Below are 11914 nucleotides of genomic sequence, written 5' to 3'. Positions count from 1 at the left end.
ATTTCTTTACTACTTTAGCAATTCATAGATTTTAGTATACATGACATTAAAAGAAATACTAGTTGGTTTTGGAAATGCAATGTGGGGAACACCCCTTTTATTATTATTAATGGGTGGGGGATTATTCTTCCTTATTTATTCAAGGTTTCTTCCATTTCGCTATTTTAAACATGCTGTTCAAATCCTCAGAGGAAAGTATGATGGAGAAAAAAGCGAAGGTGATATTAATCATTATCAGGCTTTATCAACCGCTCTGGCAGCTACTGTTGGTATGGGCAACATTAGTGGTGTGGCAGTGGCTATTACCATGGGTGGACCAGGCGCAATTTTTTGGATGTGGGTAAGCGCTTTTGTTGGGATGGCTACTAAGTTTTTCACTTGTACGCTAGCAGTTATGTTTAGAGGCAAAGATTCTCTTGGCCAATTGCAAGGAGGCCCAATGTATGTGATTCGAGAGGGCTTGGGCAAAAAATGGCAACCTTTGGCCATCTTATTTTGTGTGGCAGGTATGTTTGGAACGATTCCTAGTTTTCAATCGAATCAATTAACAGCCGCAATAGGAGAGGGTCTTCTGTTGCCCTTAGGTATTGAACTCACTTTTGGAATTAAATTAACTATAGGTATTATTTTGGCTATTATTGTGGCATTGGTAATTTTGGGTGGCATTAAAAGGATTGGAAATGTAGCAGGTCGAATGGTTCCAATGATGGTTGGAATTTATGTGATAGCTGTAATCGCTATTTTAGTGCTCAATTATGATTTAGTACCGCAATATTTGAAGCTTATTTTTGTAGATGCATTTACAGCTAATTCAGTTTTAGGCGGTGCTGTTGGTGCCATTGTTGTAGCCGGTGCTAGAAGAGCAGCATTTTCTAATGAAGCAGGCATCGGCACCGCTCCAATGGCGCATGGTGCTGCTAAAACAAATGAACCTATTAGAGAAGGGTTAGTAGCTATGATGGGGCCTGCTATCGATACTATTATAGTATGTACCATGACGGCTTTAGCGATTTTGATCACGGGGATTTGGCAAGATCATACAGAAGGCATCAGTGGCGTGACTTTAACGATCAAAGCCTTTGATGATTCCTTATGGGGCGGTCGATATTTATTGGTATTGGCGTTATTTATTTTCGCTATTACATCTTTGTTTAGCTACTCTTATTACGGAGGAAAGTGCTTTGCTTATTTGTTTGGAGCTCAACATATTAAATGGTACCAGTATTTTTACATCGGTATGGTTATTTGGGGTTCCGTAGCTTCGCTAGGTGCAGTGATTGGTTTAATTGATGGTATGTATGCTTTAATGGCATTCCCTACTATGATTTCAGCTTTTATATTAGCACCGAAAGTGATGAAAGCTGCCAAGGTTTATTTTGCGAAGAGTGATTTGGATGGATAAATTATATTATTGAAGCTCAGTTTGATGAATAATTGATCGAAATAATTCGAAATCAAACTTGCTAAATATGCCAAATGATGTCTTTTGATCCACTACAATATGACTAATTCGGCCTTTTGTCAACATTCCATGTTTTTGAAAATTCTTGACTGTTGATAGAACTATGCCGCCAACACCTTTGTAAAGTGCTTCTCTTTCCAATTTTGTGAACTTTTCTTGATCTAAGATAGGTTTTAATGTTTCACCTGTGTGTTGGTAATATAATCTGTTATCGGGTCTAACACTTAATACAGCATCCGATTTAAATAAGGTTAAGGTATCAATTGCCTCATCAATTGTTTCAGCTTCTAGAAAGGGATATTCTAGTGAAATGGTCATAATTGTCTGATAAATCCTCTCCTTTTCTTTTTCAAATGCTAAAGATTGGGTGATAGTATCGTTCAAACTTTGATTTTTTTCAGCAAATGCCTTTGGTCGTTCTATTATGCTGATTCTATCGTTTTGTTGGAATTTACTGCGAGCATAATTTAAAATATCTTCATTCGCACTTGAAATCACTAGGTGATTAAGCTTTCTGCTTTTTAAACAAGATTCTATTTTACGCTCCAGCAGGCTTTTGCCTTCAATTTCGAATAAGGGAAGGTTAATATCTCCAATGAAAGTATTCCTTACAGGAATTATACCTAAGGTTTTTGGCGAATGAAAATGTTCATTTACAAATACCGATTTAATCTGTTTTCGGGTTTTAAGGATTTTGTCTTCATTAGTCGTAAGGTTTTGTCCATGCCTGCGATAAGAAAATAATGGAGTATTGATGTTGCTTACCTTATGGTTGGTAATAAATTTTATCCACAAATCATATCCATCCTGACAAGTGAAACTTTCATTGTACCCCCCTAAATCTTTCAGGAATTCGAGGCGAATCATTGTGCAGGCTCCATGAGCGGGTTGGTCGTAGAGCGAAACTTCCTTTTCGAAATTATGTCGTTGCTCAATGCCTGTTCGGTTACCATCAGCATCGACATAATAATAATCTGGAAAAACCAGGCCAAGTTTTTCATCATTTTCCAATGCCTGACTCATTTTTTTAAGCGCTTCTTTTTCCAAAAAGTCATCGGCATCTAAGCGCATCAAGTATTTGCCATTTGCTGCGCGCATGGCTACATTATTGGTGATATTTAAACCCTTGTTTTGCTGATATATGATTGAGATGTTGTCATTGTTTCGGTATCGGTCAATAATAGTTTTACTGTTATCAGTCGATCCATCATCAATAATAAAAAGCTCATAGCTCTCCATAGTTTGAGATAATACACTTTCAATCGCTTTTTCAATGTATTTCTCATAATTATAATTAGTAATGTAAACTGTAACTAAAGGGCTTTTCACTTTTTTTATTTTAATTTGTAAGGTACTCCAGCAAGCGTTATACCATCAGAGAAAATATTTTCATCCACAAATTGTTGCAATTCCATCTGAACAGGCCCCGTTTTGGTAAAAGCATCATAAGCCTCCGTTTTCGTAGCAATTTGCATTAATGTTTCATAAACATCCATACCATAATACCAAGCTGCTGCAGGTTTGAACTTGTTTTTATAATACAGTTCTGAAGCTGATGCATCAGTAAAAGCCATTATATGTCCCATAGGGTCTAAATGTCTGATTATGGTATCAGTAGATAATTGTTGTATTGCGCTACTTAGTGAATGCCATCTTGGTAGCTTTGAAATCACCATACCAGCATCACTTTTGGAAACGATTTCATACGCTTTCTCTAAAATTGCAGATGGGTTTGGGGTGTGTTCTAACAATCCCCAAAATGTTACAATGTCATAACCATCATAATCGGAGCCTACTTTAAGGAAATCTCTTCCATCTAAGTCTATTTCCCAAATCTCTTTAGAGAAATCTCTACTTGATTGACTCAATTCGATTCCGTGCGCATCCAATCCTTCTCTTCGGCATGCTTCTACAAAATGTCCGGCTCCGGAGCCCACATCTAAAATCTTTCTTGGTTTTCTGCCATGTGCTTTTTCAAATACTTCCATAGTCCATTTTAACCATGGAACTGCGATGGCATTTAATCTTGATTCAGCAGCTGTTTTATCGGTGTAAGTCGCAGCATATGTGATATCATTAAGATAAAAGCCTTCTATTGCTCCTTTCGAAGGTCTTTCCAGGACATAAACATGTGTACAGCTATTGCACATTGCATATTTTGCTCCATAAATATTGACTTTCAATTCGCTATTTTTGGAAGATTCGTTGCAAACTGGACAAGCTAAAACAGGCTCAGTATTCTCTGGTTTATATATCTCGGTTCTACTTTCCTTGTAATAAGCTTGATTTTTTTTCAGTTTCTCTACGATATTTTTCTTAAGAGCTAATAAATCTGTTTTTTTACCTAAATAGGTATCAACTTCAAATTGCTCTGCAGTCCCATTTTCAGTTCTGATCCATTGCTCCTGATTTCTTTCCCCTTTTTTGGACATAGGGGTCATTCTCATCCAATCCATAAATTTTATTTTTTGTGGGCTATTCAAAATAATCCCAACTCAATTTTTGATGTTTTTCTAAATCTTTCAACGCTTTTCTGCCAATTAATTGATCATATTCTCTTGCATCAATCCCATGAAGAGGTCTAAGAATTGTTAATTTCTCCTCTGTAATTACCTCTCCTTTTTTGATTACTTTTAAAGGATATACAGCCCTTCTAAAAGATTTGTCATGGCCATTATCAATTTCAATTGGTAGGGCTTTCTTTTCTGAAGTCCCTTTCAAAGTATTGATCAAGTTAATCTTCAATATTAAATTTTGAACCTCTTCTTTGGTAAGAGAAACTTTATGATCTCTAAAGGTTTTACCTGATCTGTCGTCTGTGAAATGGAATTCTAATACTTCTGCGCCCATTGCCACGGCAATTTCCATAGCATAACTGCCTTCTGTATGATCAGAATATCCTACAGCACAATTCAATATTTTTTTTAATCGATGCATCACATTTAAATTGGCATCAGCATTATTGATAGGATACATAGAAGTACATTGCAATACTGCTATGTTTTCTTCTTTATTGTAGAATTGATTTTGTTCTCTTAAAAACCTAACTGCGTCTACTACTTCTTTTTCGCTAGCTAAGCCAGTAGAAATCAAAATAGGCTTTTGATATTTTGCCAATTCCCTGAGCATAGGGTAGGCGGTTAAATCACCTGAACCTACTTTGAAGAAATCCATATGGGGATTTATCCATTCCAATGCATCAAAATTCCATACAGAGGCGGTATAACCAACGTTCTGATTACGACATATTCCAGCTAATTCCATGTGTTGTTTAGAGCTTAGTTCGAACTTTTTAAAGTGTTGGTTACGATCGGGACTCTCCAGTTTACTCACTAAACCATCACCTGTGTAAATTTGAAACTTCACATAATCTGCCCCCGAATCAATAGCTAATTGGGTTAATTTTTTAGCATATTCAAAATCACCTTCGTGATTTCCTCCAATTTCTGCCACCAGTAGCGGCCCGTGCTTTCCCTTCCAATTAGTGTTCATTCAAATATAGTTTTGTAATCTCTTTCCAATCATATGCATAATGTGGTTTATCCATATTTTTGATGATTGAACTGACAAAGTTAAAATCATTTTGGGTATCTACAGCCATTTTTAAACCTTTTGCTTCTTCCATTTCATGATTAGTGAAAAAATGAAAATTCCCTATGTTTTCATTTTCATAAAAATGTAGTGTAACATGCTCTTGATCAGATGATTTGGTAAAGTACTTGATTTGCTTTTGATAGAATTTGGCAGATACTACTTCAACGCTCATTCCAGTTGGAAAGGTCCTTCCTTTCACGTTCGATACAAAATCATAGTTATTATTTATAGCTAATTTTATGGCTCTATCAATCAGTTTTGCATCAGTAAAAATATTATCACCGTTTATCCTTACTCCAAAATCGAATCCAAAGTACTGCATACAGTCATTGAATCTTTGGCTGACGTTTTTTAGGTCTCCTCTGAAGTATGGAATATGCTTTTGATTGCAATAATCTACTATTGGTTGATCAGTTGATTCTTCTGAAGTTGCGATTACGATATTAGCATGAAACTTCGACTGCTGCAGTTTTTCTAGGATGTATGTTAACAATGGCTCTCCTTTGATTTCCTTTAATATCTTGCCCGGCAGTCTGGTAGAATTGAACCGGCAAATGACTATAATTCCTACTTTCATTTCCTTTCACTAATTTTCTTAGCTGGAATTCCTCCAAAGATTTCGTTGGTTTTTATATGACCTGAGACAACCGCGCCTGCGGCCACAATCGCACCATCTTCAATAATTGTTCCTTTCAAAATCTTAGCCCCACTTCCAATCCAAACATCATTGCCAATAGTAATAGCTTCAGTCACGTTAGCTTGAAGGTTAATGAGTTTTCCTTTTGCTGCAACGTGATCGCTATCCACTATATAAACGAAAGGTGCTATTAAGCAATCATTCCCTATTTCAATTTTTTCAGATGCATAAATAAAGGTATGAAAACCAACGGTTGTGTTTCTACCAATTGAAATTTTAGCATTTTCATTGCAAGAGCATATTCTGCTACCTTCTTTTAACACTACTTGACTCTCAATTGAAATGTTTTTGGGGAAACGCAGTAGTTCCACATTTTTATCAATAAAAACTCTCTCTCCTAAGAAGCCAATTCTTCTTTTTTGTTTTAGTGCTCTCAAGTAGTTTTTCCACGAAAATTTAAGATGATTTCTTAATTGATTAGCCATTTTAATGTTTTTTTAAAAAATCTAGTGGAAAGATTGATTTCCAGTCTCGATTTTTTAATTTTTTCTCAATATCATGTATTTTATAGAAATCATACATATTAACCCAATATTCTTTTCTTCTATTTTCAAATCCATCTAAATTCATGCTGTCAAAAACATAAACCGTCTTTCTAAAATAGGGTAGATTGGTAAATACGTTTTTATTGAAAAAATATTTCCCAAAATGCATTAAAAAGTATAACCTTAGATGACGAAGGTTTAGTTTGGGTTTTGATTTTCTGGATTCAATATTATCCAAAGTTTTAATTAAAAAATAGAGCGTTCGCAAATGATTTTTACCGTCTGCATAACCTATGGTATCATGAATTAGAAATGCTCTGTTTTTTTGGAGTTCGGGCCGATTAAAAATTTTAATGTCTTGATTAATGTAATATTCATCGATAACATCTTGAAGCTCTGTGTAATTAGAAACCTTTGGAGATCCAATATGAAGATTGTTTCTCGTAAAATCTTTCCCATCATTTATTAAAATGGTTTGTTTATTCAGCAACCAGCCTTCTAAAGATGTGGTGGTCTCGAAACCCATCCAAAAATCCGATACATTGATAAGGTCATGTATTTGCTCCTCTTGCAAAAAATACAATACATTATCATAGTCCAGTAACTCATTCATTTCGTTTGGCCCTTCGGATAAATCTGATTCAAATGCTTCTTTGGGATGTCTCTTAAAAACGAATAGAATGTCAGGATTATTTTCAATGGCCTGCTTCAGTATATCTCGAACATATACTCTGTATTTTTCCACCCATTCGAAACGTTTTTCTTTATCATTTGGAAAAATATGGTTTAAAGCAACATGTTTATGAGCGCTGTATATCTTTCCAAATCCCCAACCTGCGTAGCCAATAATCTTGGTGTATTTTTCTTTGTTATATTTTTTTAGAAAAACATCTTTCCGCATGAATTTTCCATAAATATATCGATCAAATCCTGTTGCACCAGTTAGTACAATTTTTGAAGATTGCGATGGAGGTGCTATTTTTTTTATGAATTCCTGCGTTCTTTCAGACCAACATGTAACCCATTCTTGATAAAAGAATTGATCTTTATTGTACCCCCAATATGGAAAGCTGCCATCTGTTCTAAAATTACCTTCTGATTCTAAAGCAAAAACTTTGATTCCGCATTGGTAGGCATATTTTGCTATTTCAAAATACATATGATGCCCTTTAGCGTTCGGCAAAATAATTAAATCTGGTTTTTCTATTTTAATTTTATGGATGTTCCATATAAACAATACTGTAAGTTCACAATCAATAGCCGTTTCTAACCCGTATAAGAGAGGCAGTACTATTTCTGTATCTCTGCCCACAGCTTTATCAAGAAAACAAAATACCTTTAGCTTTTTGGACTTATTGTTCGTGGATTTCATTCAGATAATTAGATATTTTTTGCGTTTGTTTTTTATTGGAGTATGTCTCTATTTCTTTTTTATCTACATTTATTGAGTTAGGTTTTTGAATCAGATCTTCAATAAAATTCCTTATTCCTTTTATATCTTCATATTCAAAACTGCTTCCAATTTTACACTTATTAATAATTTTGGCGGCATCACCATTTGATTTCCCTAAGCATAAAATCGGATTATAAGTCCTAAGATATTCATATAATTTCCCGGGTAATCTTCCTTCTGCATTGTTAGCTTTATTTAATGGCAAAAGTAATAAATGGGCCTCCATTGCCAATTGAAGAGATTCTTTACGTGATATTATTCCTTTATAAACAACTTCCACATTTTTATTTCCTCCTAGCTCTTTTTTGACTTGTTGGTCAACTTGGCCAGCCAGTATAACTCTAATCTTTCTATCGGATTTAATTTTGGATAAAATTTCTACAAGCCCAACAGGATTTCTGTCAATGCCTAATAAACCGATATGAACAATATCAAAGTATTCTCCTTCTTGGTTTTTTACTAAGTCTTTAAAATCATCTTCATCATATCCATAGTAAATGACGTCCACGTTCTTTGCACCTATTGATTCTAAATCTTTTTTCCAAGTAGGGCTAGCAATGGTTATTTTTTTTGCTTGTTGAAAAACACCTTGTTCCATTTTGGAATGTATTTTATGGGCAGTTTTGGTTATATACATCATCTGATAATAATCTGCTTGCGTCCATGGATCTTGAAAATCAGCCAGCCAGGGAATGCCTAATTCTTTTGAAAGAAAATAGGCAATCCTATTATTGGTATGTGGAGGACCGTCAGAAAAAATGGCATCTACGGGATTCTCCTTAAGATGCTTTTTTAAATATTTCACGGAAGGTTTAATCCACAAGCTTCGGGCATCAGGGATAAAGAAATTTCCTCTCACCCATATTCCTAATTTATCTAAGAAGTTTTGCTTTTTATCTCGTACCTGTACAATAGAGTTTAAGGCGTCTTCTTTTTTTCGACCTGTTAACCATTTAAATACTTTAAAGGGCTCAATTATGGGATGTTTTATAACAGTGATTCCCTCAGGGATATCGACAAATCCGCTTTCATCATAATATGGATAATGAGCATTCTCAGCAGTAAAAATTACTGGCTCCCAGCCAAACTCCCTCAAGTATTTCGCAATTTTTAAGGCTCTCAATACACTGATTCCTCCAGATGGAGGCCAGTAATAAGTAATAATTAATACTTTTTTCATAAGGATTTTCTAATCTGATAAGCTAATCCTCCAATTAATATTAAAAATATAATTATTGAACATAACATCATGACTTTGTTTCCTACAAAGTAGGCATCTGGTTGAAATTCAAAGCTGATTTCATGATTGCCCGAAGGGATTTCTAAGGCTCTTAAGACATAATTTACTTGAAGAATTTTAGCTTCTTTCCCATCAATATATGCATTCCATCCTTTTGGATAGTAGATTTCCGAGAATACAGCCAAACCTTCTGAATTATTGTTGCTGTTGTAAACCAGTTCATTTGGCTTGTAAGAGGTAAGTTTAATACTGCCAGTTGAAATTTGATTTTGAGTTAAATCAAATTTGTTGGTATTTATTACAGCCTCTTTTCCGGTATCTAGATTTCCTAATGCAGCAATTGCCGCATCTGGGCTTGAGACTTCCTTGACATCTCCTACAAACCATGCATTACCATTGGCATTTCGATTAGTAATTACCTGTCCTGCCTGATCTCCGAATTTTATGTATTTAGTATTCAACATATTAATTACTCCGAAATCGGATAAGTCAGTATTCCCACTTCTTAATTTCTCCACCAGTTGAGCCATTTCATTTTGCAGGTGATTCTCAATTAAATCTTGATATCTCCTCATTTTCGCACCATGATACCCACCGATAGAGGAATGATAATAAGAGGTGCGAGCTTCGTTGAATGGATTATTTAGATTTAAAACTCTGTAATGGCCATCATCTTGCAAAATACTTTTATCCGCTTCAGTTTTTGCAATTAACTCACCTCTATTTTGTCTTACAAAGTTTTCATCATTCAAATATCTTTTAGAAACGGGTACTAAATCAATTACTATAATTGTAACTATAAGTCCAACAGCTAGACTTTCTTTGATCTTATTTTCTTTCCAAAAATAAAGTATACCTCCAGCAGCAATAATGAAGAAAAAGGAGCGAAAAGCATCTGTTCTAAACATAGACGCTCTTTGTTCTCGAATCAGTTCTACCAGCCAAGCTTGATCTCCTAATTGAGCATCAACTGTTCCGCGAAAACCCATCATAAAAGAGCCAACCACAAATAAAAGGCATAAACCAGCGGCTACTCCCAATACTGTTAGAAACTGTTTTTTAACAGCTGACCAATTAGCGGAAGCCAGTTCTTTTATTGCTAAAAAACCTAAGAGGGGCATACATAAAAAAGGAATAGCCACCGTCATTGAGACCGCTCTGAATTTATTATACCCAGGAAAGTAGTCAAACATGAAATAATTGAATACTTCAAAGTTTTTACCCCAAGATAGAACGATACCCAGGACAGAAGCAGAAACGAGCCACCATTTTACTGGCCCCTTAACAAAAATAATTCCCAAAATGAATAGAAACACTACAACAGCACCCATGTAATAAGGCCCGCTTGTAAAGGGCTGATCCCCCCAGTAAGTTGGGACATTTTTAACAAATGACCGGACTTGTCCACTGCCTGCACCTCTTGATTGTAATCCTTTTGCAAGTTCTGAATCCATCGATATTTCTTCCTGGCTTGCTCCTCCGTAAAAATTAGGAATCAGGAAGGTAAATGGTTCCCATATTCCATTGCTCCAGGCAAAGGCATAACTTCTGTCCAATCCACCAGAGGATTCAGTATTAGAACTTAGGACTGCTTCCCCTCTAATAGAATATTGACCATATTCATAGGCGGTCCAAACCTTTCCAAGATTGGCCCCGAGACCTAAAATCACAGCCACAGATAGCACAGCCATTGCTTTGGCGAAGTCGGGTAATGTTTTGTTTTTAATGGCACTTATTAGTTGAAACAGACCAAAAACTAAAACAACCAATAATAAATAATAAGTAATTTGAAGATGATTGGAACGGATTTCCAACGCCATTGTAAGTGCTGTCAGAATAAATGCCCATAAATAGTTCTTTTTGAACGCTAAAATGATCCCCGCTAAAACGGCTGGCATCCAACTTATGGCGGCTACTTTCCAAATATGCCCAGCTTCTACTGAAATCAGAAAAAAACTGTTAAGCCCATAGGCTAAACCGCCACCAATCGCCAAATAGGGGTTTACTTTAAAAACTAAAAGTAAAATATAAAAGGCAATCATAGCTGTAAAAGTGTGACTAGCAGGAGTGGGGATAATTTTTTCGATGGACCTCGGGATATATTTTAATAATTCTCCGGACCACTGAACATTTATTAAATAGGCAGGCATGCCGCTAAACATACTATTAGTCCATAATGCTTCCTCCCCTGTTTTTTCCCTGAATTCATTTATTTCTTGATTGGCACTTCTTCCTTGAATGACATCATTTTGATTGAGAGTCTTATTTTCCATAAATAATGGCCAATAGATTACCATATTTAGTATAATAAAAATTACAACGGCTATAATGTGAGGAATTAGCTTCTTGAAATTCATGCTTTGAAGGTTTAATTATTTAAATAATAGCGATATATTTATTTCCTTACTTCGACCCATCCTTTGAAAACATCACCACATTCTAAAGTAATAAGGTAAAAGTAGTTACCAGAATTTAAATTACCAGAATTCCAGTCATTTAAATATTGCGGATTTTTATAAACCAACTTACCATAACGATTAAAAATTGAAAGTGCTGCATTTTGTAGTCGCTCATCGATTACAAATTTATCATTTTTTTGATCACCGTTTGGGGTAATAATATTAGGCAAAATGATATTTGAGAAATCTTTAATTTCAATAAAGACAGAATCAGTTTTTGATCCACAAGTAGTACTAATTTCCCATTTATACCAACCTGTTTTGTTTACCTTCAAAAGTGAATCTTCTTTGTGTTCTTGCCATAGATATTTTATATCCTTTCGATTAGTGTTGAATGAAAGGAGGTATGAAGAACAGGACGTGGCTTTAGCTTCAATTTGCACATTCGCGGGTAGGGTAGCAAATGTAACTGTTGTCTCGACTACTTGACTTCCACAATCGTTTGTAACTTCCACTTCGTAAATCCCACTTTCATTTACATTTTTGGTAGAATTAGTGGAGCCATCAGACCAAAGATAAGTTGA

The 11914-nt window shown here is 35.2% G+C and carries 10 protein-coding genes; 1 reads left to right on the top strand and 9 read right to left on the bottom strand.

The genetic code is table 11. The features are described 5' to 3' along the window. Positions 1 to 40: 40 nt before the first annotated feature. Positions 41 to 1402 (top strand): alanine/glycine:cation symporter family protein, encoded by a 1362-nt coding sequence (locus tag B9Y84_RS19815; RefSeq protein ID WP_085519145.1) that lies wholly within the window; start codon positions 41 to 43, stop codon positions 1400 to 1402. A 6-nt stretch (positions 1403 to 1408) separates the two neighbouring features. Here the strand turns inward: B9Y84_RS19815 and B9Y84_RS19810 are convergent, their stop codons facing one another. The 9 genes from B9Y84_RS19810 to B9Y84_RS19770 all read right to left on the bottom strand — a co-directional run. Next, on the bottom strand, positions 1409 to 2791 hold the full coding sequence (locus tag B9Y84_RS19810) for a glycosyltransferase (protein ID WP_245830899.1): 1383 nt from the start codon (positions 2789 to 2791) through the stop codon (positions 1409 to 1411). 5 nt (positions 2792 to 2796) lie between these two features. After that, positions 2797 to 3918 (bottom strand): class I SAM-dependent methyltransferase, encoded by a 1122-nt coding sequence (locus tag B9Y84_RS19805; RefSeq protein WP_085519143.1) that lies wholly within the window; start codon positions 3916 to 3918, stop codon positions 2797 to 2799. Between the two features lie 19 nt (positions 3919 to 3937). Continuing rightward, positions 3938 to 4954, bottom strand: coding sequence for an N-acetylneuraminate synthase family protein (locus B9Y84_RS19800; RefSeq protein WP_085519142.1), 1017 nt, complete (start codon positions 4952 to 4954; stop codon positions 3938 to 3940). Continuing rightward, positions 4944 to 5633, bottom strand: coding sequence for a cytidylyltransferase domain-containing protein (locus B9Y84_RS19795; RefSeq protein WP_085519141.1), 690 nt, complete (start codon positions 5631 to 5633; stop codon positions 4944 to 4946). The genes B9Y84_RS19800 and B9Y84_RS19795 overlap by 11 nt, the downstream gene beginning before the upstream one ends. Further along, positions 5630 to 6178, bottom strand: a complete 549-nt coding sequence (locus B9Y84_RS19790) for an acyltransferase (protein ID WP_085519140.1) — start codon at positions 6176 to 6178, stop codon at positions 5630 to 5632. Before B9Y84_RS19790 ends, B9Y84_RS19795 begins: the two co-directional genes overlap by 4 nt. A gap of 1 nt (position 6179) precedes the next feature. Further along, a complete protein-coding gene (locus B9Y84_RS19785) occupies positions 6180 to 7610 on the bottom strand; it encodes a BFO_1060 family glycosyltransferase (protein WP_085519139.1) in 1431 nt (476 codons plus the stop codon). Continuing rightward, positions 7591 to 8871 carry a glycosyltransferase family protein gene (locus B9Y84_RS19780; RefSeq protein ID WP_085519138.1) on the bottom strand — a complete coding sequence of 427 codons (1281 nt, stop codon included), beginning with the start codon at positions 8869 to 8871 and terminating at the stop codon, positions 7591 to 7593. Before B9Y84_RS19780 ends, B9Y84_RS19785 begins: the two co-directional genes overlap by 20 nt. After that, a complete protein-coding gene (locus tag B9Y84_RS19775; RefSeq protein WP_085519137.1) occupies positions 8868 to 11288 on the bottom strand; it encodes a YfhO family protein in 2421 nt (806 codons plus the stop codon). Before B9Y84_RS19775 ends, B9Y84_RS19780 begins: the two co-directional genes overlap by 4 nt. A 38-nt stretch (positions 11289 to 11326) precedes the next feature. After that, on the bottom strand, positions 11327 to 11914 hold a 588-nt coding region (locus tag B9Y84_RS19770; RefSeq protein ID WP_139828112.1), incomplete at its 5' end, for a T9SS type B sorting domain-containing protein.

The sequence above is a fragment of the Marivirga sericea genome (genome assembly GCF_900177665.1).
GTDB lineage: Bacteria > Bacteroidota > Bacteroidia > Cytophagales > Cyclobacteriaceae > Marivirga > Marivirga sericea.
Note: the sequence above shows the minus strand (reverse complement) of the source record. Positions and strands in the feature narration are given on the sequence as shown.